The 25,565-nt window shown below is 47.9% G+C and carries 22 protein-coding genes; 16 read left to right on the forward strand and 6 right to left on the reverse strand.

What is annotated here, in order from left to right; genetic code table 11:
• The first annotated feature begins 4 nt into the window (after nt 1–4).
• The 5 genes from DWX68_RS08960 to DWX68_RS08980 all read left to right on the forward strand — a co-directional run bounded on the left by DWX68_RS08960 (nt 5) and on the right by DWX68_RS08980 (nt 5,098).
• On the forward strand, nt 5–1,411 hold the full coding sequence (locus DWX68_RS08960; protein ID WP_118629149.1) for an MBOAT family O-acyltransferase: 1,407 nt from the start codon (nt 5–7) through the stop codon (nt 1,409–1,411).
• Between the two features lie 116 nt (nt 1,412–1,527).
• Nucleotides 1,528–2,664 (forward strand): hypothetical protein, encoded by a 1,137-nt coding sequence (locus DWX68_RS08965; RefSeq protein WP_181357195.1) that lies wholly within the window; start codon nt 1,528–1,530, stop codon nt 2,662–2,664.
• A gap of 364 nt (nt 2,665–3,028) precedes the next feature.
• Nucleotides 3,029–4,159, forward strand: a complete 1,131-nt coding sequence (locus DWX68_RS08970) for a type II toxin-antitoxin system HipA family toxin (RefSeq protein WP_107000706.1) — start codon at nt 3,029–3,031, stop codon at nt 4,157–4,159.
• Between the two features lie 17 nt (nt 4,160–4,176).
• A complete protein-coding gene (locus tag DWX68_RS08975) occupies nt 4,177–4,455 on the forward strand; it encodes a helix-turn-helix transcriptional regulator (protein ID WP_107000705.1) in 279 nt (92 codons plus the stop codon).
• Nucleotides 4,456–4,891: 436 nt separating this feature from the next.
• Nucleotides 4,892–5,098 (forward strand): hypothetical protein, encoded by a 207-nt coding sequence (locus DWX68_RS08980; RefSeq protein WP_107000704.1) that lies wholly within the window; start codon nt 4,892–4,894, stop codon nt 5,096–5,098.
• 48 nt (nt 5,099–5,146) lie between these two features.
• Here the strand turns inward: DWX68_RS08980 and DWX68_RS15120 are convergent, their stop codons facing one another.
• From DWX68_RS15120 to DWX68_RS08995, 4 genes are all read right to left on the reverse strand, one after another.
• Nucleotides 5,147–5,440, reverse strand: coding sequence for a hypothetical protein (locus DWX68_RS15120; protein ID WP_347475180.1), 294 nt, complete (start codon nt 5,438–5,440; stop codon nt 5,147–5,149).
• Nucleotides 5,441–5,544: 104 nt separating this feature from the next.
• Nucleotides 5,545–5,718 (reverse strand): hypothetical protein, encoded by a 174-nt coding sequence (locus DWX68_RS15125; RefSeq protein WP_347475178.1) that lies wholly within the window; start codon nt 5,716–5,718, stop codon nt 5,545–5,547.
• 104 nt (nt 5,719–5,822) lie between these two features.
• Nucleotides 5,823–7,139, reverse strand: coding sequence for an MATE family efflux transporter (locus DWX68_RS08990; protein WP_118629151.1), 1,317 nt, complete (start codon nt 7,137–7,139; stop codon nt 5,823–5,825).
• An 86-nt stretch (nt 7,140–7,225) separates the two neighbouring features.
• The gene (locus DWX68_RS08995) at nt 7,226–7,690 is read right to left on the reverse strand and encodes a methylglyoxal synthase (RefSeq protein ID WP_022360055.1); all 465 of its coding nucleotides are present in this window, start codon (nt 7,688–7,690) and stop codon (nt 7,226–7,228) included.
• Between the two features lie 199 nt (nt 7,691–7,889).
• Between DWX68_RS08995 and DWX68_RS09000 the strand changes: the two genes are divergently transcribed.
• Both DWX68_RS09000 and DWX68_RS09005 read left to right on the forward strand, forming a co-directional pair.
• Nucleotides 7,890–9,470: an ABC transporter ATP-binding protein gene (locus DWX68_RS09000; RefSeq protein ID WP_118629153.1), complete on the forward strand. Its 1,581-nt coding sequence runs from the start codon at nt 7,890–7,892 to the stop codon at nt 9,468–9,470.
• 15 nt (nt 9,471–9,485) lie between these two features.
• Nucleotides 9,486–13,478, forward strand: coding sequence for a glycosyltransferase (locus DWX68_RS09005; protein ID WP_118629155.1), 3,993 nt, complete (start codon nt 9,486–9,488; stop codon nt 13,476–13,478).
• Nucleotides 13,479–13,648: 170 nt separating this feature from the next.
• Here the strand turns inward: DWX68_RS09005 and DWX68_RS09010 are convergent, their stop codons facing one another.
• Nucleotides 13,649–14,992, reverse strand: a complete 1,344-nt coding sequence (locus DWX68_RS09010) for an MATE family efflux transporter (protein WP_118629157.1) — start codon at nt 14,990–14,992, stop codon at nt 13,649–13,651.
• Between the two features lie 144 nt (nt 14,993–15,136).
• Nucleotides 15,137–16,054 (reverse strand): AraC family transcriptional regulator, encoded by a 918-nt coding sequence (locus tag DWX68_RS09015; protein ID WP_118629159.1) that lies wholly within the window; start codon nt 16,052–16,054, stop codon nt 15,137–15,139.
• Nucleotides 16,055–16,491: 437 nt separating this feature from the next.
• On the opposite strand from DWX68_RS09015, the gene DWX68_RS09020 reads away from it, so the two are divergent.
• The 9 genes from DWX68_RS09020 (at nt 16,492) to DWX68_RS09060 (ending at nt 25,527) form a co-directional block, all read left to right on the forward strand.
• Nucleotides 16,492–17,877, forward strand: a complete 1,386-nt coding sequence (locus DWX68_RS09020) for a glycoside-pentoside-hexuronide (GPH):cation symporter (RefSeq protein WP_118522175.1) — start codon at nt 16,492–16,494, stop codon at nt 17,875–17,877.
• A gap of 31 nt (nt 17,878–17,908) precedes the next feature.
• Nucleotides 17,909–18,565, forward strand: a complete 657-nt coding sequence (gene fsa, locus DWX68_RS09025; RefSeq protein WP_118522250.1) for a fructose-6-phosphate aldolase — start codon at nt 17,909–17,911, stop codon at nt 18,563–18,565.
• A 26-nt stretch (nt 18,566–18,591) separates the two neighbouring features.
• The gene (locus tag DWX68_RS09030) at nt 18,592–19,452 is read left to right on the forward strand and encodes a sugar phosphate isomerase/epimerase family protein (RefSeq protein WP_118522174.1); all 861 of its coding nucleotides are present in this window, start codon (nt 18,592–18,594) and stop codon (nt 19,450–19,452) included.
• A 22-nt stretch (nt 19,453–19,474) separates the two neighbouring features.
• The gene (locus tag DWX68_RS09035; protein ID WP_243027672.1) at nt 19,475–20,632 is read left to right on the forward strand and encodes a Gfo/Idh/MocA family oxidoreductase; all 1,158 of its coding nucleotides are present in this window, start codon (nt 19,475–19,477) and stop codon (nt 20,630–20,632) included.
• A gap of 19 nt (nt 20,633–20,651) precedes the next feature.
• Complete coding sequence (locus DWX68_RS09040) at nt 20,652–21,704, forward strand: alcohol dehydrogenase catalytic domain-containing protein (RefSeq protein WP_118629161.1); 1,053 nt, start codon at nt 20,652–20,654, stop codon at nt 21,702–21,704.
• Between the two features lie 97 nt (nt 21,705–21,801).
• Nucleotides 21,802–22,911, forward strand: a complete 1,110-nt coding sequence (locus tag DWX68_RS09045; protein ID WP_118629163.1) for a D-TA family PLP-dependent enzyme — start codon at nt 21,802–21,804, stop codon at nt 22,909–22,911.
• A 21-nt stretch (nt 22,912–22,932) separates the two neighbouring features.
• Nucleotides 22,933–23,703 (forward strand): aspartate dehydrogenase domain-containing protein, encoded by a 771-nt coding sequence (locus DWX68_RS09050; protein WP_118522170.1) that lies wholly within the window; start codon nt 22,933–22,935, stop codon nt 23,701–23,703.
• A 16-nt stretch (nt 23,704–23,719) separates the two neighbouring features.
• Nucleotides 23,720–24,577, forward strand: coding sequence for a transketolase (locus DWX68_RS09055; RefSeq protein ID WP_118522169.1), 858 nt, complete (start codon nt 23,720–23,722; stop codon nt 24,575–24,577).
• Between the two features lie 2 nt (nt 24,578–24,579).
• Nucleotides 24,580–25,527, forward strand: coding sequence for a transketolase C-terminal domain-containing protein (locus tag DWX68_RS09060; protein WP_118522168.1), 948 nt, complete (start codon nt 24,580–24,582; stop codon nt 25,525–25,527).
• Nucleotides 25,528–25,565: the final 38 nt, after the last annotated feature.

The following is a 25,565-nucleotide window of genomic DNA, read 5'->3' on the forward strand; positions in this document are numbered from 1 at the left end:
TAAAATGGTTTTCAGTTCAATCATCTTCCTATGGGTTCTTCTCCCCTGCATCCTGCTCCTCTACTACGTGAGCCCCAAACCGTTCAAAAACGGCATCCTGACCGTATTCAGCCTCTTTTTCTATGCCTGGGGCGAACCGCGGTATGTGGTGCTCATGATTTTTTCGGTTCTGCTCAACTACGGTTTCGGGCGTCTGGTGGAGAAATTCGGGAAAAAGAGATGGCTTTTGGCGCTCTGCGTGACGCTCAATCTTCTGATCCTCGGCTATTTTAAATATTACAATTTCCTCGCCGAGGTGCTGAATCCGCTGCTTCGCGGGTTTGATATAGCGCTTCCGGCGATTCAGGTGACGCTGCCGATCGGAATTTCCTTCTATACCTTCCAGGCGCTTTCCTACGTGGTGGATGTGTACCGGGGCGAAAATCAGGCGCAGAAAAATCCGCTCAACATGATGCTTTATATTTCCTTCTTCCCGCAGCTCATAGCGGGACCCATCGTGAAATACCATGACATCGAGGAGCAGATCGAAAACCGGACCGTCACGCTGGAGGGCTTTTCTTACGGCGTGAAACGCTTTATTTTCGGTCTGGGAAAGAAGGTCATCCTGGCAAATACCTTTGCCGAGGTGGTGGACGCGGTCTACGCGTATCAGGCGGCGGATGTGAGCCAGGCGATGCTCTGGCTGACGGCGCTTCTCTATATGCTGCAGATTTATTTCGATTTTTCCGGCTATTCGGACATGGCGATTGGGCTTGGAAAAATGTTTGGCTTTACATTTATTGAAAACTTCCGGCTGCCGTACACAGCGACTTCGATCCAGGATTTCTGGCGGAAATGGCATATTTCCCTCTCCAGCTGGTTTAAAGAGTACGTGTACATTCCGCTCGGCGGAAACAGGAGGGGCACGGCGCGGACGTATGTCAACCTTTGGACGGTCTTTCTGCTGACCGGCATCTGGCACGGAGCGGGCTGGACGTTCATTTTCTGGGGCATTTACCATGGCTTTTTCAACGTGCTGGAGCGCTGTTTTCTGGGAAAATGGCTGAAGCAGGAGAAATTCCGGCCGTTGGCGCATATCTATGCGGTGTTTGTCGTGCTGATCGGCTGGATTTTCTTCCGCGCGGACACGATCGGGCAGGCATTTTCCTTTATCCGGTATATGTTTGTGCCGCACAGCGCAGTCGTTTTGATGGAACGCTACATGAACCGGAAACTCTGGATGTTTCTGGCGGCGGCGCTGCTGGCATGTGGTCCGGTGCAGTGGTTCTGGATGAAATGGAAAGGGCGCGTGCTGGCGCAGGATGGCTCGGTGACGGTCGCAAGCTGGATCGGCTACATGGCGATCCTGTGGTTTTCCATTTTGCTGCTTGTCAACAATACATACAATCCATTTATTTATTTCCGTTTTTAAAAGCAGTGTAGAAAGCATGCTTGCCTGTGCAATGAGAACATAAAAATGAAAGCATGGGCGGCAGGGCGTGAAAGTACAGAAAGATGGATTCATGCAGGGAGAAGAAAACGAGAGATATGAATCGAGAGACAGGGACAAAAATACTTCTGATTGGTTCCTTTGCGGCGAGCCTGGTGCTGCCGACGCTTGTCTATCCGGCGGTCAGGAGCCATCTGGACCAGCAGAATTATGAAAACAGGGAATTGGCATCCTTTCCGGAACTGTCGGCTGCCAATTTTGACAATATTCCGACGGAATTTGAAGCGTATTACAACGACCATGTTCCGTTTAAAAATCTGTTTGTCAAGGCGAAGACAAAGCTGGATCTGGAGCTTTTAAATGAAAGCTCGATTTCGGATGTGACGGTCGGAAAAGAAAACTGGCTGTTTTACACCGTTTCGGAGGACGGCGAGGATGCGCTGGCGGATTATCAGCGGACAAATCTCTATACGGCGGATGAGAAAACAGCGCTGGCGGACGCGATTACCTCGGTAAACGAGAAAATGAAAGAGCGCGGCATCCGGTTTGTGATGTTTGAGGCACCCAACAAGGAAAGTGTCTATGCGGAATATATGCCGGATTCGGTCCGGGTATACGGAAGTGAGTCGCGTCTGGATGCGGCGCTCCCGGAGCTTGCGGCGCAGGGACTTCCGGTGTATGACATGAAGCCGGAGCTTCTGAAAGAGGCGGACACGTATCAGCTTTATTACAAATATGATACGCACTGGAACCAGATCGGCTCTTTTATCGGAAGCCAGCAGATTGCACAGACTTTGCTTGGAACCTCTACACCGCTCAGTGCAGTCTCGATTGAGGCGGCAGGACCGGCGTCCGGAGACCTGGCGCGGATGCTTAACATGGCAGCAGAGTACAGCGACGATACCGAATATGTGATTCAGAATTATCTGCCGGAGGTGACGGCTACGACGGTGGATATGAACGAGGACAACAGCTTTGCAGTATTTGAGTCGGATTCGCCGAATGATAAAACACTTCTGGTGGTAGGCGATTCCTTTAGCCAGAACCTTAAATATTTTATGCCGAAGCTATACCGGAAAACGGTGTTTGCGACCTTTGACACATACACGGAGGCGCTTCTGGATGAATACCAGCCGGATGATTTTGTCTATCTGACGGTCGAGCGCAACCAGGAGCTGTTTGAGGATGTGGAGACGGTTGTCTGGCGGGATGAGGTGCCGGAGAAGGACGGGTAAGGTGCCGGATGTCCGGGCGGAAGGGGGATGCAAAGTTTTTTTAAAACTAAATAAAAAGAATCACTCGTAAAGTGCTAGTTCGGGTGATTCTTTTTTTATGCCTCTTGATTCCATATTTTGTTGCGCGAGGGTTATTATAAAAAAATGGAAGAGGATGTAAAGAGGGAAATTTTGAAAAGCGAAGGTAGAAGGCTTGAAAATCAGGGGTGGATAGATTAAAATAAATGGATAATATATTATACAAAACAAATAAAAAATAGCATTAATGGATAATATATTATCCATGATTTAAATGGAAAAAATTAAAATAGAATTTCCCTAAAGTTTGTGTTTATGGGATAATAAAGGAGAAAGGATAGGGCGGATGGAGACAGGAAAGAAACTTCAGGTTATGTATGAAGACAGACTGGTAGGAACTCTTGCATTAACAGCGAATCACAAGGTGGCATTTGAGTATGATGATGCATGGCTGGAAGAGGGATTTTCGATCAGTCCGTTTTCACTGCCTTTGAAAAAGCAGGTGTTTATTCCAAATAAGGATTATTTTGAAGGTTTGTTTGGGGTGTTTGCGGATAGCCTGCCAGATGCGTGGGGGCGCCTGCTTTTGCGGCGTCTTTTGCTGGCGCATAAGCAGCAGCCAGACGATTGGACAGTGTTAGACCGGCTGGCGGTTGTGGGAAGATCTGGGATGGGGGCGTTGACCTATCGTCCGCAGCGGGAACTTTCGGTTGAGGAGAAAAATGATAATCTGGACGAACTTGCGGAGGCCTGCCAGAAAATATTAAATACCGAATACTCGGACAAATTGGATGAACTGTACCGGCTGGGCGGTACAAGCGGAGGTGCGCGCCCAAAAATCATGACGCAGATTCAGGGAGAGGACTGGCTGATTAAATTTCCGGCACATATAGATGGAAAAGATGCAGGGAAGATGGAGTATGACTATGCGTGCTGTGCAAAACAGTGCGGAATTGTCATGAGTGAATCGAGATTGTTTCCCTCAAGGCGATGCAAAGGATATTTTGGAACCAGACGATTTGATCGGGAAATAGAAAATGGGATGGTAAAGCGGGTTCATATGCTGACGGCAGCGGCGTTATTAGAACTGGATTTTGAACAGCCAAGTCTGGATTACCATCAATTGATGAAATTAACGAAAATATTGACGAATGGGAAGGCAGAAGATATAGAAAACATGTTCCGCCGTATGTGTTTTAATGTGTTTGCCCACAACCGGGATGATCATTCAAAGAATTTTACTTATATATATCGGGAGGAGGAAGAGCAATGGCGCCTGGGACCAGCGTATGATCTGACGTACAGCAACACATATTATGGGGAACATACGACCAGCGTAGATGGCAATGGACGAAATCCGGGTGAGAAGGAGCTGCTTGCAGTTGGGCTTGCAGCCGGAATGAAAAAAACGAGATGCATGGAAATGATAAAACAGATTCGTACATGTGTGCAGGACATGTTAGGTCATTATCTTTAGAGAGGCAGGAGAGCAATATGGAAGCACTTATCTGGGAAACTGCAGATGAACTGGATCAGAAACTGGCATCACGGCTGCGTAACATCCGGAAACGCCGCGCTATTTCACAGCAGAGACTGGCGGACATGAGTGGGGTGAGTTATGGCTCAATTAAGCGATTTGAGGCGACGGGGCAGATTTCCCTTTTGTCACTCACAAAAATCGCGATGGCACTGGATTTGGCGGAAGAGCTGCGGGGGCTTTTTACGCGGGTTCCGTACAAAAATATTGAGGAGGTAATCCGCGAATCCCGTTAAGCCACCGTTCACGCATTGTGTAGGCAGCGCCCATCCGCGTAGCCCTGCCAGAACCGTTCGCAGGCGACCGCGCGAGACGCCCGAATGAGCCAAGGTACATTCTTTTTTAGGCGGGATGCACAAATACGCAAATCGCCGCCGGACGTTTTTGTTTATATTTCAAATATGGATGTTTTTGTAACTTTTGTACATAGTCAGGGTGTCAAAATTGGTACTTATTACATATATTAACTTATGTTTATATAATTGCAAATAACTTATAAGTTTATACCACTTCCGGGGATGGTACTTTTTGTTTGACAGTGTTATATTATTGCCATCGAAAGAAACAAGAGATTTTCACAGACGGATATCGTAATAGTATCATAAGAATATTGCAATGGATTTCCGCCTATCATATGAAAAAATATAATTTTATTTGATGGAGGTAATTATCATGATGAAAGCAACAAGAACATTCAATAACGGTTTATATCAGGAGAATTTATATCAGGCATATTACAACACACCAGCAGAAAAGCATGTAGTTTCCGAGTCCTTAGAGCAGGAAGCAATGCCGGTACTGGTACATCGTTTAGCTGCACAGTTAGGTTATACCGAGTCTGAGGCAGAAGTAGAAAAAGAGTTTCTGTGCGAAATGTAATGGATAATCTGCTCGCAAGCTTATAACCATCCGGCAGAATTGGATGAGTTACCACCAACCTAAAGCATTTACGACAGAACAAGGCTTCTGAAGCCAGAAAAAGAAAACCGTCTGAGAAAGAATGAAAGATTCTTTTACAGACGGTTTTCTTTTTTTTACCGAATCGCGTTTTTCATTGATTTCACGTATTCTGCCACATACGGCACACAGTCTTTTCCATACTGCCCGCAGAACCCGGTATGTGTCGAAGAGGCTGCCCTCTGCGGCGGCGGTCATCGGATTGGAGAGAACCACCTGGAAAATATCGCCCTCATGGATGTAATGTCTGGCTTTCTCAACCATTGCCCCGTATTCCTCTTTCGAAAAAGCAGGAGCCAGCTCTTCTTTGAGCTTTAATGGCCGGAAAACCGCTTTGGCGCCGCTTTGCAGCAGGGAGACAATCTCGTTTAAGCTCTCTTCTGCCTGCCGGTGCGGATTTTTAAGACGCCGTTTTGGCAGGTCAGCTTCATCGCCGGGGAGTAGCCTAAAAGGGAGTAGCGTCTCCATTTCTGGTTTTCCTCGGCGCTTTCAAGCAGATAGCAGTGATGGCTGGCAGCGCGCAGCGTCCGCAGCACCTCCACCGGGGTAAAAGCGTCTGCGTAGAGTTCACGGGAAATTTGTTTGAATGAAAGATGGATTTCAGAACAACAAAAAACCCGCCCATGACAGATCTTTTAAGAATCTGTCAAGGACGGGTAACTATCATATGTAATTCTTTGGAAGAATGTCCCAGCTTTGCCAGCAGCAAAATAGCAAAGAAAGTGATCATTTCCGATGCCAGGAAAGACAACCAGACACCGTTCAGCCCAAACAGGCGCGCCAGTATGACAGCGCAGGGGATGATAGCGACGGCCCCGCGCAGCAGAGAACCGGCGATGGCTGGTTTTGGCTGCGCGACGGCGGAAAAATAGGCAACCAGCAGGATGTTGATGCCAGCAAAGAGAAAGCCCAGGAAATACAGCCGGAGCCCGCTGTGGGCGTAATGCAGAAGTTCGGCGTTCTGCTCCTGGTTGAAGATCTGGATCAGTGGATCGGTCATGCTCCAGGTCAGCACCAGAATGAGCGCTTCCACGATCAGGCAGGCGATGACGCCCCAGGTCAGGAACTGGCGGCTCTGCGTGTGATCGCCTTTTCCGTAGCTTTCGCTGATGAGCGGCTGCGTGCCCTGCGCGAGTCCGTTGAATAGGCACATGGCAACGACGGAGAGATTGGCAGTGACGCCGTAAGCGGCGACACCGACATTTCCGGCGAGTCCCAGAAGCAGGAAATTAAAGACGATCGCGATCACGGCGGAGGATATTTCGCCGACAAAGGCGGATACGCCGAGCTGGCAGCAGGCGATCAGGTGGCGCAGGGATGGAGCGCGAAAACGGAATCCGACCTGATTGTGTTTTCCCAGGTAGTGCGTGCCGCAGATGCTCATCGTCACAAGCGGGCAGAATGCCGTCGCTAACGCCGCGCCGGTCAGTCCCAGACCTGCCGGAAACATGAAGATGTAGTCAAACACGATGTTGAACATACTTCCGGCGATGGAGCCGAGCATCGCGATCGCCGGAGCGCTGTCATTGCGCGCAAACGCCGTGAATGCGTAGTTGGACATAAAAAACGGCGAGGCAGCCAGAATAATGCGGAGATACTGCTTTCCGAGCGCGGTCAGCCCCGCGTCTGCGCCGAGAAGCTGCAAGATTTTATCCGGGATGAAAATGCCTGCCAGCACCAGCGGAATGCTGATGAGAATATCCCAGGTTACGGCGGAGAGAAAATAGAAGCTGGCGCTTTTGCCCTGCGCACGGTCGATGGCATAACGGGTCGCCGATCCGATCCCGATCATTGCTCCAATCGCATAGATCAGTCCGTAAACCGGTAAAATCAGATTTAAGACCGCCAGACCATCTGCACCGGAGTAGACCGAGATAAAATAGGTGTCTGCGAGGATGTAGACGGAAATTCCCAGCATGCCCGCCATGCTTTGGAAAATGTATTTAAAAAATTTCTGCAACATAAAAAATCTCCCTTGTATCTGTTCTCATAAACGGTAACGACCATTGTACCGAAGAATGAGAATAAATACAAGGGAGAATGTGTTTTTTACAGCGTCTTGGCCCGCTCTTTAATATTCTGGTGGAAGTTGATGATGTCATGCTCATACTCCTCATCCATCAGCGGCGAGGTAATCATAAAATCGGCAGTCGCTTTATTGTTGGCGATCGGGATATCGTAAACCTGGGCGATTCGAAGAAGCGCCTTGACATCCGGATCGTGCGGCTGGGCGGTCAGGGGATCAGAGAAGAAGATGATAAAATCAACCTGTCCCTCGACGACTTTTGCACCGATCTGCTGGTCGCCGCCCAGAGGACCGCTGTTATAGCCCTTGACCGGAAGCCCGGTATATTCCGTAATCATGCGGGCGGTTGTGCCGGTTCCGCATAAGAAATGTTTTTTGAGGATCTCTTTGTTCGCCTCACACCAGTCGATGAGTTCACGTTTTTTATTGTCGTGTGCGATGAGTGCAATATTTTTTTGTTTTCGAATTGTCATTGTTAAAAAATCCATAGAATCATCCTCCTTTGCCATGATTTTTGCATAGCATCTGGATATTGTCAAGAAAATACAAAACATTTCACAAAAAAATACGAATGTTTTTCGTGAGTACATAGAAAGAGGTGTGTTTTTCTGCGTACAGGAATTGCAAGAAACATAGAAAACATGCTATACTACGAGAATAGTGGAACAGGAGGAACGAAAAAGATATATGTCTGCTGAAAATACAACAAACACAGGGGCACAAGAGGCGGAGAACGCAGAGAAGTACGCGGTCGAAGTGAAAAATGTGACCAAGATATACAGGCTGTATGATAAACCGATCGATCGGCTGAAAGAATCTCTGAGCGTCAGCCATAAAGAATACCACAAGGATTTCTACGCGTTGAGCGATCTTTCCTTTACGGTTGAAAAAGGTCAGACGGTCGGCATCATCGGTACGAATGGTTCGGGTAAATCGACGATCCTTAAGATCATTACCGGCGTTCTCACGCCGACGACCGGCGAGGTGACGGTGCGCGGCAAAATTTCGGCGCTGCTGGAGCTGGGAGCCGGATTTAACCAGGACTACACCGGTATCGAAAATATCTATATGAACGGTACGATGATGGGATATACCAAAAAAGAGATGGATGCAAAGCTGCCGGAGATTCTCGATTTTGCCGAGATTGGCGATTTCGTCTATCAGCCGGTCAAGACGTACTCGAGCGGTATGTTCGTGCGTCTGGCATTTGCGCTTGCGATCAACGTCGAGCCGGAGATCCTGATCGTTGATGAGGCGCTCTCGGTCGGGGACGTCTTTTTCCAGTCCAAGTGCTACCGCCGCATGGAGGAGATCCGCAAAAACGGCACGACTATCATCATGGTAACCCACGATATGGGAAGTATCATCAAATACTGCGATAAGGTAGTGCTGCTCAATAAGGGCGAATTTATCGCACAGGGTTCGGCGGGCAAGATGGTCGATCTCTACAAAAAGATTCTGGCAGGACAGATGGACGCGCTGCGCGCCGAGCTGGAGGTAATGAACGATTTTTCCGGGGACAAGGTAATAAAAGCGGAGAAATCAGGAGCCGGAAGTGCGGAGAACGGTGCATCTGAAAATGAGGTTGGAAATAACGATGCCGGAAATGTAAACGGCTCCGGGGCAGTGGATGGCACCGCAGAAAATGGAGTCTCTTCAGCATCGGACGGCACCGGAAATCCGGCTGCTTTGAACGGAGAAACGGCGAAAAAGCCGGGCTTAATGCGCGACAAGCTGACGATCAACGCAAACCGCGAGGAGTACGGCGACGGCAGGGCGCAGATCTTCGATCTGGGACTGGTGGACGCGCGCGGCAATATCACTAACCTGCTCTTAAAAGGCGAAGAGTTTACCATCCGCGAGCGCATCCGTTTCAATGCACCGATTCAGGCGCCGATCTTTACTTATACGATCAAGGATAAGAAGGGAACCGATCTGACCGGCACGAACACCCTGTTTGAGGGAACGGATGTCCATCCGGTCAAGGAGGGCGATATTTACGATGTCGCGTTTACGCAGAAGATGACCCTGCAGGGCGGCGAATACCTGCTGTCCATGAGCTGTACCGGATTTGAGGGCGGCGAGCACGTGGTGTACCACCGTCTCTACGATGTGGCCAATATTACCGTTATTTCCAATAAGAATACGGTCGGTGTCTACGACATGGAGCCGGATGTAGCAATCAGGTTATCGCCAGCCGGAGAGGCGGCAAAGCAGGCGGAGTCGCTTAGTGCGGACGAGGTGGCACAGGAAGATCTGCAGGCATGATAAAAGGAGATTAAGATGAAAAAAATCAATCAGGAGTTGATCGCTCTGTTTGATAAATACGGCAGTGACCGGCGCCGGGCGCTGCGGGAAAATAAGAAGCTTTCCTATCTGTACGCACTGGCAGATCTGCGGGAAAACCTGCTGGACTGGTGTCAATTTGACCCGGAACAGCAGGCGCTGCAGATCGGGGCGGACGCGGGCGCGCTGACAGGGCTGCTTGCCAGACGTTTATCATCGGTAACGGTGCTGGATGTTTCCGAAGAAAATCTGGAGGTAGTACGCCGTCGTTTCAAGACAGAGCCGGAGCTGGCGGCGAAGATCCGCTATGTCTGTGCGGATGTGGAGACGTATGCGAGGGAAGCGGAAAAGCGCGGCGGGACATATGGATATGTAGTGCTGATCGGGAATTTGACGGCGGCAGATAGGGCTGGACGCGCGGCGCAGATGACAGCCGCAAAACAGCTTCTTTCTGCTCATGGAACCTTGATTGCGGCGGCGTCCAACTGGTTTGGCGTGAAATACATGGCAGGCGCAGAGCGGGAGACGGGCGCACTTTCCTGGAACGAAATGAAGCAGCTGCTTCCGGGCGGGGAATTTTACTATCCGATGCCGGATTACCGGACGGCGGGAGAGATTTTTTCAGATGCCTATCTGCCGAAAAAAGGCGATCTGACTGGTGTGTTACCGGTCTATGACTGTCCGCAGTATATGCTGATGGATATGGGGGCGGCGCTCGATGCAGCCTGCGAGGACGGACGGTTCCCGGAATTTGCGAATGCATTTCTAGTTTTTTGGCAGAGACAGGCTGCGCCGGAAGCTGAGAATGCTTCACAGGACGTTATCTATGTGAAATACAACCGCACCCGCGAAGACTGCTTCCAGATCCGGACAGAGATCCGTGAAAAGAATGGAACCCGCGAGGTCTGGAAGACGGCGCTCTATCCGGAGGGAAAGGCGCACATCCAGTCCTTCGAAGAAAAATATCAGGTGCTTGATCGTCAGAATCCGTCCCTGAAACTGGCAAAACCGGAGCTTCAGGACGAGGGAATGACAGCGGTCTTTCCGTATTTAGAGGGAAAAACGCGGGCGGAACTTCTGGGAGAAATTCTGACTGCCCAGGGCGCGGATGCGGAGGTTTCCGCGATCCGGGCTGCGATGGATGAGATCTACAACATCCGCCCGGAGGAACGCAAACCATTTGCGGTGACACCGGAATTTATCAAGGTATTTAATGCGCTGGGTGAGCTGGATTCCTATCGGGATAAAGAGACAGAAAATGGCGGCGGATGGGCTTCTTTAGGGGCAGTTCTTGCGGACGAGAGCTACAGCGCCTCCAACATTGACGCCCTTTTTGAAAATATGCTGGTGACGGCGGACGGAACCTATGCGATCGACTATGAGTGGGTCTTCTTATTCCCGGTTCCGGCTGGCTTTGTGAAATACAGGACACTGGTTTATTTCTACCGCCGTTATAAGAGTCTGTTGGGCGGTCAGGCCGAGCGGGAATTTATCGGACAGTTCCCGGAGTATGTGAAGGCGGATGAGAAGCTGCTTTCGCTTTACGAGGCGATGGAACGCGGCTTCCAGGAGTACGTGCACGGGGAAAACCAGCGCACCTACCAGGAAGATTACATGGTAAAGACGAAGACATTAGCCGATCTTTCCCATGTGGACGGAGAACTTGCAAGGGCAAACGAACGTCTGGATGCGCTCCGGGCAGAAAATTCGGAAAAAGATACGGCACTCCGCAAAGTGCAGGAGGTACAGCGCCTGACGAATAACCACGTGGCGAATCTGGACGTTATCATTTCTGATCTGCGCCATGAAAATGCAGAGCTTGGCAAGACGCTGACCTACTTAAATGGTCATGAGGCGGTCATTTTCAAGGTGCGCCGCAAGCTCGGACAGGCATTTAACCGGTGCTATCCAAAGGGAACAGTACGCCGCAAGAAGCTCGGCTACTGGAAACGGACGATTCTCCATCCGGGCAAAATGATGAAGATGTACACCACCGGGGAAGGAAAGAACCTTATCAAAGGTGATTTTGAGATCGGTGAGGAGTACCTGACCTACGGAAAAATCCACCTTCCGAAGGAAGAAAATCCGACGGTTTCCATCGTGATTCCGGTATACAACCAGATTCACTATACCTATCTGTGCCTGCAGTCGATTCTGGAGCATACGAAGGACGTGAGCTACGAGGTTATCATCGCGGACGATGTTTCGACCGATGCCACCGAGCATCTGGCGGAGTTTGCCGATAACCTGGTGATCTGCCGCAATCAGACCAATCAGGGATTCTTGCGCAACTGCAACCAGGCGGCCAAGGCGGCGCGCGGCAAATATGTGATGTTTTTAAACAACGATACCCAGGTAACAGAAGGCTGGCTCAGCTCCCTGGTAAATCTCATTGAATCTGACTCCACCATCGGTATGGTAGGGTCTAAGCTGGTATATCCGGATGGACGTTTACAGGAGGCAGGCGGCATCATCTGGAGCGATGGTTCCGGCTGGAATTACGGCCGCCTCGACGATCCGGATAAGGCAGAATATAACTACGTCAAGGATGTAGACTATATTTCCGGCGCAGCGATCCTTTTATCCACCGCACTCTGGAAGCAGATCGGCGGTTTCGACGAGCGGTTTGCCCCGGCGTACTGCGAAGATTCGGATCTGGCATTTGAGGTGCGGAAAGCGGGCTACCGCGTCGTTTACCAGCCCAAATCCAAGGTTATCCATTTCGAAGGCATTTCCAACGGAACGGATGTCAACGGAACCGGTCTGAAACGGTATCAGGTGGAAAACAGCGAGAAGCTCAAAGAAAAATGGAAAGAAGAGTTTAAGAACCAGTGCGTCAACAACGGCAATCCGAATCCATTCCGCGCACGCGAGCGCAGCATGGGCAAAAAGATCATTGTCGTGATCGATCACTATGTGCCGACCTTTGACAAAGACGCTGGTTCCAAGACAACGTTCCAGTACCTGAAAATGTTCCTGAAAAAGGGGTATGTTGTTAAATTTATCGGAGATAATTACCTCCATGAGGAACCGTATACGTCTACGCTGCAGCAGATGGGAATCGAGGTCCTCTACGGACAGGAATACCTGACCGGTATCTGGGACTGGCTGGTGAAAAATGGAAAAGATATCCACGTGGCATATCTGAACCGTCCGCATATCGCGACAAAATATGTGGATTTTATCAAAGAACACACGGATATCAAGATGATTTATTACGGTCACGACCTTCATTTTATGCGTGAGTTCCGCGAGTATGAGCTGACCGGCGATGTGAAGAAGCGTCAGGAATCCGAATATTGGAAATCGATCGAGTTTTCACTCTTCCACAAAGTGGCGGTGTCTTATTATCCGTCCTACGTCGAAGAAGAGGCGATCCACGCCGTTGATGAGACGATTCCGGTCAAGGCGATCACGGCATATGTCTATGAGGAGTTTTTACAGAATCTGAACAAAGACTTTGCCAAGCGGGAAGGACTCCTGTTTGTCGGCGGCTTTGCGCATCCGCCGAACGCAGACGCGGTGCTCTGGTTCGCGAAAGAAGTATTCCCGAAGATCCGGGAACAGATCAAGGTCAACTTCTACATCGTAGGTTCCAAAGTAACCGACGAGATCAAAGCACTGGAACAGCCTGGAAACGGCATCATCGTCAAGGGTTTTGTAAGTGAAGAAGAACTGGCAGACCTGTACCGGAACTGCCGGATTGTAGTGGTACCGCTCCGCTACGGCGCAGGTGTTAAGGGCAAGGTGGTAGAAGCCATCTATAACGGTGCCCCCATCGTCACCACCTCCGTCGGCAGCGAGGGAATCCCGGATGTAGAAAAAGTTCTCCTCGTCAAGGATCAGCCGGACGAATTTGCCGAGACAGTCGTAGAGCTCTACAAAGATGAAAAACGCCTGGAAGACCTGGCAGAGAAAACGCAGGTTTATATCCGCGAGCATTTCAGTATTGATGCGGCTTGGGATGTGATTAAGGAAGATTTTGAATAAAAAATAGTAAAAGATAGAAAATTATATATAATAAAGAAAACGATCAGGGGGATGTGCTTCTGATCGTTTTCTTGCGTAAGGATAATTTAAAGTTATCCAAGGAAGGAAAGAGCCAGCTACGCCGGCATGCTGCAGCCTCTTTCCTGGACTACCGGGTAGAGCACTTTATATTACCGATCGTTCTTCCGCAGCGCTTCCACCCGTCCATACCTCCGATACATCAAAAGCTCAAATACCACCATACAAGCCCATCCAATCGTCGTACCAATCGCTACAGCCTGAATTCCCAGCCGTCCAAACAGCGCATAACTGATCACAACGCGGATCGGAATCTGCACCAGAGTCGCGAACAGGGTGATCAGCAGGTGCCCGATTCCCCGGTAATATCCCTGAAAAGTATTGGTGATACCACTGATGAAGTAAAAACTAGCCATCGGCACCAGATAGGACATGCCTTGACGCAGCGCCTCCGTTTCATTCGGCTTCAAGAAAATGCCGAGCAGCGGGTGACGGCAGAACAGCACGACCACCGCTGTCAAAATAATATAAATTTCTGCAATCACCAGCATTTTCCGAAGCCCTTTCGGAATCCGGTCATACTCTTTCGCGCCGAGGTTCTGTGCGGAGAACGTCGTGATAGATGCCGCGAGGCTGTCGCCCGGGGCGAGCACGTAGCTGTCGATGATGGAGACGGCATTAAAAGCGGCAACTGCATCGACACCGAGCGCATTGACGCCGGACTGGACGAGCAGGCGGCCGACGTAGAGAATCGTCTGCTGGATGGCGGAAATGGAGCTGAAATCGATCGTTTTTTTGAGCATCGAGGTTTTCAGTTTCAGATCCCGGATGCCGAGCCGTAAGAGCGGCACTTTCGACCAGATATAGACAAAGAGGGCGAGCGCAGAGACTGCCTGCGAGATGATTGTAGCGATTGCCGCACCGGGAACACCGAGGCGGCAGATGCCAACCAGGAATACATCCAGAAATACATTGACAACGGTCGTCAGGATCAGGACATAGAGCGGCGCTCTGGAATCTCCGATCGCGCGCAGGGCGGCGGAGAAAATATTGTAAAAAAAGGTAAAAATAAGACCCAGCGAGATAATCTGCAAATACAAGGACGCCTGTGCTGAGATTTCTTCCGGCGTCTGCGTCAGGCGGATAAACAGGCGGCTTCCCGCCAGTGAGATTCCGGAGAGTACGATGGTTAAAAGCAGTCCGGAGAGTACAGAGGTCGCAAATTCATCCTTCAAATCCTGGTAATCTTTTGCACCAAAGTAGCTTGCCATTAAAATCGATGCGCCGAGTGACAGTCCCACAATCAGAAAAGTCAGGATATTCATGATCGGACCTGCCGCACCGACTGCCGCCAATGCTTCTTTTCCGTAAAATTGTCCGACAACCACCGAATCGACCGTGTGGTAGAGCTGTTGAAATAAATTTCCAAAAACAAGCGGAACCGCGTAGGCAATCAGGTGTCCGGTTATATTTCCTTTTGTCATATCACGTGCCATAAGCATTCCTCCAAATCCCAATTTATAACTAAGATTGTAGCACGGAACAGAGTGTCTGCCAAATAAAAAAATTCGTCGAATCATGCCAAAAAATCAACAAATCGTTGCAAGTTCCGCAAATATCTGCGATGAAAGGGAAAAGCTTCATGCGTTCAATGAGGTTGAGACGGCATTTTTCTTCTTCTGACGATATTCAGAGGGAGATAAGCCGTACATTTTACGGAATGCTTTGCCAAAATAGCTGATACTGCTAAATCCACATTGAAAAGAAATGTCGGAGATACTGGCAGTACTGCCAGAGAGTTTCTGGGCTGCATTCTGAAGGCGGTAGCGGTTCAGGTACTCAATGGGCGAAACCTGACAGAAACCGGAAAAGCATCGGAAACATTCGCTGCGGCTGATACTGGCGGCACCGGCGATATCGTCAATGGTAAGGGGCTGTTCAAAGTGCGATTGGATATAGCTCACCATTTTTCTCATGCGGTGTTCGCGTATGAATTCATCATTGTCAGTAGGAACCGGGAAGGACCGATGCAATAGAACCAGAAGATTACGCCATATGTGTAAAATGTCTTCCATGCACAGAAGCTCATAGGCGTATTTATATGGATCGGAGCGGTGGATGTGCATAAGGCGTTCAAGAATTTCACTTCCTTCTTCATTTTCAGGGAGGATTTTCCAGCTGCCCATTTTTTTCAGGGAAGATGGGTTGAAATAGTTCTGGTACAGAAATGAGGTACCAATCGTATGAAAGAGCGAAGCAGGAAATTCGATATTGAAAATGATGGATCCTGGAATTAATTGTCGGGCAGAATGAAGGGCCCGTGAAGTAATAAAGATTCCCTCTCCCTGATGCAGGCGGAAAACCTGCTGATCTACCTGATATTCAATCCCGCCTTTTAAAATAATTGCTAATTCAAATTCTGGGTGCCAGTGACAGAGAAATTCCCCATCTACAAAATAATCCATTTCGTCGATAAAACGGGCAAGCGGAAAGTCCGGATTATCATAGTGAATACGTTCCTGAAGCTGCTGATTTACAATTACTTCCTGATTGATCATAATTCAAAATCTCCTTTCATCAGGTGTTGAATGGGATAATTCTTGCTTTCTCATGGAAGATGAAATTATATTACCAAAACATGAGAGAATTGAGATTGCAGCATGCAACCTGCTTAGGGTAAAATAATGCCAGAAATAAAAAATGGTTTGTGAATCAGTATAAGCTGAATATAGACAAAATGTCAATATGGTCCTTGAAAATACAATATAAATTGGTTGTTTTTGTGTAGAATGACAATGGAATTGCTTGTGACTGGAAAAAATGAAGGACGAAATACCGAAAAGGTAAAAATGATAGGCCAGATTCATAAGAGTTCTATCGGGGACTATTCTATCAAAATCAAGAGACTATTTTACTATTATTGAAAATGGGGATGGAAAAATGAAAGAGATACAGATTTTGGGGAAAATCTGGAAACGGGGAAGGAGATTTAAAATTGGAGGAGAAAAAATTATCATTTAAAACCCGATTGTCGTATTCATTCGGAGATCTGGCGTGCAACATATTATTTGCAGCAACTGCGAATATGGCGTCCTATTTTTATACCAACATTGTGGGAATGTCAGCGGCGGTTGTTGGAACGATTCTTTTGCTTTCCAGAATGTTTGATGGATTCAGCGATGCAATTATGGGAGTAATTGTAGACAGGACGAAATCAAAATATGGAAAAGCAAGAGTCTGGGTGCTGCGGATGATTATTCCGTTTGGCGCTGCAGCGGTGCTGATGTTTATGGTTCCGGCGCATGCAAGCGCGATGGCACAGGCTATATATGTATTTATTACATATAATTTTGCTGTAACGATCGTTTATACAGCTTTGAACTTACCATATGGTGCAATGGCCGTGCTGATGACAACCAGCCAGAATGAACGTACCGTTCTGAATATGTACCGTATGTGTATCGCACCGATAGGTGCAGTTGTTGTAACGGCCTTTACACTTCCGATGGCAAATCGTCTGGGGGGCGATCAGAGAGCATGGATTATGATTTCCATTGGATATGCAATTATTTCAATGATTCTTTTATTCATCTGCTTTCTGAACTGTAAGGAACAGGTATCCGAGGATCCGACAGCGGTAGCAGATACGGCGGTGCCGGTTGGAAAGAGCATCGGAGCGTTATTTAAAAACCGTTATTGGCTGATTATTGCAGGAGTATTCATTCTCTGGGGAATGTATTTCTCGCTGAATGGAATGATGGTTTCCTATTATGCACAGTACGCGCTGGGAAATAATGAGAGGGTAACACTTTTGACACTGGCAGAAAAGATTCCACTTATTTTATCGGTTGTTTTAGTGGCTCCATTCGTAAAGAAGTTGGGAAAGAGAAACTGTTCAATAGCAGGAAGTGTATTATTTTTAGCCGGTGCGGCGATTATGGCAGCACAGCCGTACAATCTGACGACCCTGACGGTTGGACTGATTGTACGGGGATTAGGCGGAGGAACTGTAGGCGCACTGATTTATGGACTTTTGGCAGATACGGTTGAATACGGACACTGGTATACAGGTATCCGGAATGAAGGACTTTGCTATTGTGCATCAGCAGTTGGTTATAAGCTGGGTGGTGGCCTGACAAATGCGGTTTGTGGATTTGTAATGTCACATGCAGGATTTGATGGGCTGGCGGCAAGCGTGCCGGAGTCGGCAGTGGCGGCAATTCAGAATCTGTATCTGATGGTTCCGTTTATTGCCTGGGGAGGGATTGCAGTATTGCTTTTCTTCTATCATCTGGATAAAGAATATGCTTATGTAGAAAGCGAGCTGGCAGAAGGACGCTGGCGCCTTGGTTCGACCAGACAGGAAGCAGCGGAACTGTAGGAAAATGGAAGAAGAAACGGAGAGATGGGACATGGATTTATTTATCGATACAGCAAAAGTAGAGGAGATACGGGAAGCAAATGACATGGGAATTATCTGTGGGGTTACGACTAATCCGTCCCTGATAGCAAAAGAAGGACGAGATTTTAATGAAGTAATTCGTGAGATTGTTTCGATTGTAGATGGTCCGATCAGTGGTGAAGTAAAAGCAACCACAACGCAGGCAGCAGAAATGGTTAAAGAAGGCCGGGCGATAGCAGCGATTCATCCGAATATGGTCGTAAAAATTCCGATGACAGGAGAGGGATTAAAAGCGGTGAAGACGTTAGCGGCAGAAGGCATCAAGACGAACGTGACGCTTGTGTTTACTGCGAATCAGGCGCTTCTGGCGGCAAAAGCGGGGGCAACTTATGTATCTCCGTTCTTAGGACGCTTGGATGATATTTCGGAGCACGGAACGGAACTGATCCGGACGATTGCAGAAATGTTTAAAAATTATCCGGAAATACGCACCAGAATCATTGCGGCAAGCATCCGTAACCCGATTCATGTGACAGAATGCGCGCTGGCAGGCGCGGACATTGCAACTGTACCGTATGGTGTGCTGAAGCAGATGCTGGCACATCCGCTGACAGATGCAGGAATTATCAAATTTCAGAAAGATTATCAGGCTGTGTTTGGAGAGTAAAAGCAGCGGATGGAAAGGAGAGAAATATGATTACATATGCAGCAAATATAGAACCGCTTTTTCCGGGAAAGGATATTTATGAGAAAATTCCGCTGATTCGTAAAGCAGGGATTTCCGGAATTGAGTTCTGGAGCTGGGCAGACCGTGATGTGAAGCGGATTCGTGAACTATGCGAAGATCAGGGAGTAAAGGTGACTGCTTTCAGTGGTCAGCAGGATTATTCTCTTTGCGACGGAAGGAAACGCAGCGAGTATATTGAGTGGGTAAAACGTTCCATCGAAACGGCTCATTATCTGGAGTGTGATTCCCTGATTGCATTCTCCAATCATTTTGAAAATGGGAAAAGCTCAGATTTGAGAAATATATACAGCTGGCAGGAGGAAGTTGCCAATATCAAGGAAACACTGGGACTGCTGGCACCGATTCTCAAAAAAGAAGGCATTACACTTCTGCTGGAGCCGCTCCATAACCATGGAGCGGATGGCGGAATGGCCATTACGGATACAAGCCAGGGAGCAGAGATTGTAAGAACCGTAAATTCCCCGAAGATCCGTCTGCTGTGCGACTTCTTCCATATGCAGCTGATGCATGGAGATTTACTTGAAAATGTAATTCGGAATCTGGATATTGTACCGTATGTACATATTGCAGATGCACCGGACCGCCATGAACCGGGAACCGGGGAGATTAATTATAGTTATCTGATGAATGAACTGAGGGAAAGAGGTTTTCAGGGAACTGCGTGTCTTGAATTTTTCCCAGAGAAAAATACATTTGCAGCGGTTGAGCAGGCAATGAAAATTTGTGGATTTGAATATGCGGGAGAAGAGAAGCACGGAGCACCGGCATGGGGATCCGGCAGGAAAAAACCGATGAAAAAGAGCTGATCTTAATGCTCTGAAAATATAAATGAAAGAAAGAGAGGATGAGAACATGAAACAGGTTCAGTATGGAATGGTAGGTGGCGATCTGAAAGCACTGATTGGTGAAGTGCATCGTAAGGGACTGGCGTTTGATCCGAGAGCAGAGCTGGTGTGCGGATGTTTTTCAGCGATTGATGAGCTGAACGTAGAATGCGCGGATTATTATAACGTGGACAAATCGCGAATCTATTTCGATTACAAAAAAATGGCAGAGGCAGAGGCCGGTAAAATTGATTTTGTGGCAATTTGTACGCCGAATTTTGTGCATTATGAAATTGCAAAGTGCTTTCTGGAGCATGGAATCGGCGTTATGTGCGAAAAACCGCTGTGCTTTGAAGTGGCAGAAGCAGAGGAACTGGCTGCATTGGCAAAAGAGAAAGACCTTCTTTTTGCAGTGAACTACTGCTATTCGGGTTATCCGATGGTAAAGGTAATGAAAGAAATGGTAGCGAGAGGCGAACTGGGAGATATCGTTTCTATCAATGCAGAGTACACGGCGGGCTGTTTCTTAAATGTGCTTCATGAAGATTCCCAGATTAACAGTAAGATCTGGCGTTCGGATCCGAAACTTTCCGGCATTTCCAACACCTGTGCGGATGACGGTACCCACATTGAACATCTGGTTCATTATGTTACAGGACTGAAAATTAAAAAAGTAGCAGCTACGGTTGACCGTTTTGGAAAAAAATTGGATTTCAATGACAATATTCTGGTGGAATATGAGAATGGTGTCCATGGTTCCTATTGGTTCTGCCAGGTGGCATGTGGTAAATCTAATGAAATGGTATTCCGTGTATATGGAACAAAGGGGGGCTTAGAGTGGCAGCAGATTCGCCCGGATGAGGTTATCTTCCATAAATATGGAGAGGCAACACAGGTTTTGACACGTGGAGGTAGTTATTTCTCAGATGAAGAAAAACGTCATTTCCGTCTTCCGTTCGGACATCCGGAAGGATACTACGTTGCGGAAGCTAATATTTATAAAAATATTATCAATTATCTGATCAAACGTAAAAATGGTGAACCGCTTACAGCGGACGATCTGGACTTCCCGGATGTTGAAACTGGTGTATCGGGCGTTAAATTCGTTCATGCAGTTATGAAGAGCGGCGACAATGATTCGAAATGGGTAGAAGTAGAATAAGAAAAGGAGGCAGGAGCATATGCAGTCAATTATCTATAAAGGACCTGGAAAATTTGCGATTGAAGATAGACCGAAACCAATCATCAAAAAAGCAGATGATGTGATGATCAAAGTGCTGGGAGTGTGTATCTGTGGTACAGATATTAACATTTTTGCAACTCCGCAGAAACATCCGTCCCGTCCGGGAATTATCTTTGGACATGAATTTTGCGGACAGGTTGTAGAGGTAGGAGAAGCGGTTACAAGCTTAAAACCGGGCGATAAAGTAATCGTAGACCCGCATGGACCGTGTGGTTACTGTGATGCCTGCCGTGCCGGACTTCCGGAAATGTGTAAGAATCTGTATCTGGATGAGCCGGGACTGGAAGGCCAGGCGAATGCGATGGGCGTATTTAAGGATGGCGGATTAACCAGCTATACACTGGTTCCGGAAAAGTTTGCGTATAAAATCGCAGCTGATACACCGGCAGAACTGATGGCGCTGGCAGAGCCGCTGGCATGCTGTGGATATTCCCTTGAAAAGCTGAATATCCATGTGGGAGATACCGTCTGCATCCTGGGTGGCGGTCCGATTGGACAGCTTTATCTGGCACTGGCGAAGGCAAGCGGAGCAAGAAAGATTATTCTTTCTGAGCCGATCGAGTACCGCAGAAATAAGGCGCTGGAATTAGGTGCAACCAGAGTTGTGGATCCGAATGTTGAGGATATCAAACAGGTGTGCATGGAAGAAACAAACGGTGAAGGTGTCGATCATTGTATTGAAGCGGTTGCCGCAATGTTGATGGATTGTATCGACTGTGTACGCCCGAGAGGAAAAGTGCTTCAGTGCGGACATGATGAGACTGCATTAGCTCCGATCAAGGTTGGAGAGGTTCTGAAAAAAGAAGTAGAAATTCATGGCGTATTCCTTGGAAAATATTACATGGAAAAGACAGCCCGTATCATCGAAAGCGGTGTGCTTCCGCTGGAAAAGATTGTAACACATACATTCCCGCTGTCCCGTTACGGCGAGGCACTTGATCTGGCACGCAGCGGTCAGTGCATTAAAGTTTGTGTCATTCCAGAAGAATAAGAAATAAAGAAAAATGGGCAGAGAGGCTGGAACAGCTGCCTCTCTGCCAAAATGAAAATACTTAAAAAAATAGGCGTTCAGAGCAGGAGTGATGAATATGAAATTGGAAAATTATCATGTAAAGGGTGAAGAAAAGATTGTAAGCCCGGCGTTGATTTATTATAGAGATGCGATTGTGAAGAATACACAGAGAACCATTGAACTGGCGGGGGGAGCAAACCGGCTCTGGTATCATGTAAAAACACATAAAACCAGAGAACTGGTTAAGATGCAGATGGAGATGGGATTTACACATTTTATGTGCGCTACTATTTCCGAGGCAGAGATGGCAGCGTCGGTAGGGGCAGAAAATGTATTGGTTGCCTATGCGCTGGTAGGACCGAATATCGAACGGTTTATTGACCTGACGCTCGGAATGCCGGGTACCCAGTTCTGGGCGCTTGGAGATGACTACGATACGCTTCTTCAACTTTCGGCAGCGGCGAGGGAAAAAGGTATTACAATTCCGGTTCTTCTGGATGTCAATGTGGGACAGGATCGGACAGGAGTTTTGCTGTCTGAAACAGCCGATTATTATGAGAGATGCAGTCGTCTGCCGAATCTTCAGATGCGTGGACTTCACTGTTATGACGGACATAACCATCAGGTGGATGTGGAAGAACGACAGAAAGCGGTAGATGAGATGGATCGGAAGATTGAAGAGGTCCGTCAAGATATTCTCGGACGCGGAATTGTCTGCGATACAGTGATTGTAGGCGGAACACCGTCATTTCCGTGCCATGCAAAGGTAAGCGATTATTTCCTTTCTCCGGGAACTTCCTTTGTCATGGATGCCAGATACGGAAAAGATGCCCCGGATTTGAAGCTCTGGGAAGCGGGAGCGATTATGACGCGGGTTGTCAGTCATCCGGCATCAAATACATTTACACTGGATCTGGGAAGCAAAGGAATTTCCTGTGACCAGCCGGTTCGGGGCGAACTGGTAGGAGTGGCGGCGAAAGCAATGTTCCAGAGTGAGGAACACTGGCTCTGGAAGATGGAGGAAGGCCATGAGGCGGAACGCCCTCAGATTGGCGACATTTTATATGTGATACCAAGCCATATTTGCCCGACTACGGTTTTATATCCATCGATTCTTGTGGCAGAAAACGGAAAGATTGTAGATGAATGGGAGACGGTAGCAAGGGTTAGAATGTTGACGTATTAGGCAGAGTGGGAGGAAATTGTTATGAAGACGATAGGACTGATAGGATTTGGCCTGATTGGCCGGTATATAAAAGAACGTTTAGGTGAGCTTGGCGATGTGAAGCTTGGGTTCATATATGATATGAACCCAGAGGCGACAGCCAGTCTTCCGCCAGAACTTGTGATCAGTACACCGGAGCAGCTGGTAGAAAAAATGAAGGAGCTTTCCGTGGATCTGGTAGTAGAAGCAGCTACTTATCAGGCGGTACAGCAGCTTGCACCGTTAATTCTGCCATATGCGGATATGATGACATTTTCATCCTGTGCATTTGCAGAAGAAAAGTTTGAAAAACTGGCGAAGCACCTCTGCAGTGAATGGGGAAGAAAGATCTATATTCCGCATGGCGCTGTGCTTGGATATGATGGCATTTTTGACGGCAGGGAAGTACTGGAAGAGGTATGCATCACAACAACAAAAAAACCGGCGAATCTGGGGAGCAGCGTAACAGAGAAAACAGTTCTTTTTGAAGGAAGCACCAGAGAAGCTTGTAAGAAGTTCCCGCGCAATGTAAATGTGCATGCTGGAATTGCGATTGCGGGGCTTGGATTTGACAAGACGCGCTCCAGAATTGTGGCGGATCCGGATGTAAAGGGAAATACCCATAAAATCGAAGTGACCGCAGATGGAGTTCAGTTTGATATTGAAGTATGCAGCATTCCGAAAGGACTGGTGACAGGGGCATATACACCATTATCTGCTTTTTTTACATTGAAACGTGTGATAGGCGGAGAGAACGGATTGACAATTTCGTAAAAAGGAGGAGAAGGATATGGCAGATAAACAGGAAGTAAGACGCCTGGAAGAAATGGCGTACCAGCTTCGGACTAAACTCTGCAAGCTTTGTGGCAGTTATCAGGGAAACATTCATATGGGCGGGGATATGTCGATGGCAGATATTCTGACCTGTCTGTTCCACCATACAATGAAGATTGATCCGAATAATATCCGGATGCCGGAGCGGGATCGGTTTATTTTGAGCAAAGGACATGGCGCGGTATGTATGTACATAACCATGGCGCTGCGTGGATTTTTTGACTATGACGAGATAGTAAGGACGTACGGAAAACTGGATAGTGCATATGGACAGCATCCGTGTAAAGTGCGTCTTCCAGGCGTAGAGGCGTCAACCGGTTCCCTGGGGCACGGACTGGCTATCTGTGTCGGAATGGCAGCCCATGCGCGTTATAAAGGAGAAAAACACCGGGTATTCTGCATGATGGGAGACGGAGAAACCTGCGAAGGTTCTGTTTGGGAGGCAGCAATTAATGGTCACGCACAGGAACTTGGAAACTTGATAGCGATTGTGGATCGGAACCGTCAGCTGATGACCAGCTTTAGTGAAGACTCAGTAAAGTTGGAGCCATATGCAGACAAATGGAGAGCTTTTGGCTGGAATGTAGTAGAGATCGATGGAAATGATATGAACGCAGTTGTGGATGCACTGGATCAATTACCGGCACCGGATAGCAAGGTACCGACGGTAATTGTGGCAAACACAGTAAAAGGTCATGGAGTTTCCTTTATGGAAAAACAGATTAAGTGGCATTGTGGAAGCCTGAATGAAGAAGATTTAAAACGGGCACTGGCGGATCTGGATGCAGGGCTTGCCCGGGAAATGGAGGGATAGTTATGCAGGAATCGTATACACTGGAAAAATTCAATTCTGGGCGGACGGTAGTTGGAGATGCGATTACAGAATTGGCAAAAACAGATGACCGTATCTGGCTTCTGACACCGGATATTGGCTGGGGGTGTGCAGATTTTAAGGCAGCTTATTCGGGCAGATTTATCGATACGGGAATTGCAGAGCAGTGTGTAGTGGGAGTTTCTGCCGGTCTGGCACTGGAAGGAAGCATTCCGTTTATTATCGGTATGATGCCGTTTATGAGTATGCGGGATCTGGAACAGGTCCGCACGGATCTGTGTTATCAGAATCTCCCGGTTCGTATTATTGCAAATTACTCGGGGTTGACAGGTAACGGCGGTTCTACCCATTATGCAATGGAAGATATGGCATTATTTTCATCTCTGGTAAATATGACAGTGTGCGCACCGGCTGATCCGGAGCAGCTCCGTCAGATAATTTTAAAGAGCGTGGATTGGGCAGGACCGATGGCAATCCGCATGGATCCGGGCAAAAACAATGCGGTTTTATATCCGGAAGATGCTCAGTTTGAAATCGGAAAGGCATATACCGCATGCGAGGGCTCGGATATTACCATTATTGCCTGTGGAGAGATGGTAGCAGAAGCGATCAAGATTTCAAAGGAATTAAAAAAAGAGGGAATCAGTGTCCGTGTGCTGGATATGTTTACAGTGAAACCGCTGGATCGGGAAGCGGTTATCAGGGCAGCAGAGGAAACAGGAAGAATTATCACTTGGGAGGATCATTTGATGAACAATGGTCTGAGCAGTGCAGTCAGCGATGTGCTTACGGATAACTGTATCGCACTTGAATCCTTTAAGCGTTTTGGAATCCCGCAGGTATATCCGGGGTTTGGAGATGCAAAGGAACTTTATAAAAAGTATGGTTATGACAAAGAGAGCGTCCAGAATTATATTCGCAGCCTCTTTTAAGCGGTCATGATTTTGTTTCATGAGGGAAGGAGTGGGGA

The organism is Clostridium sp. AF20-7 (assembly GCF_003479275.1).
Taxonomy (GTDB): Bacteria; Bacillota; Clostridia; order Lachnospirales; family Lachnospiraceae; genus Otoolea; species Otoolea fessa.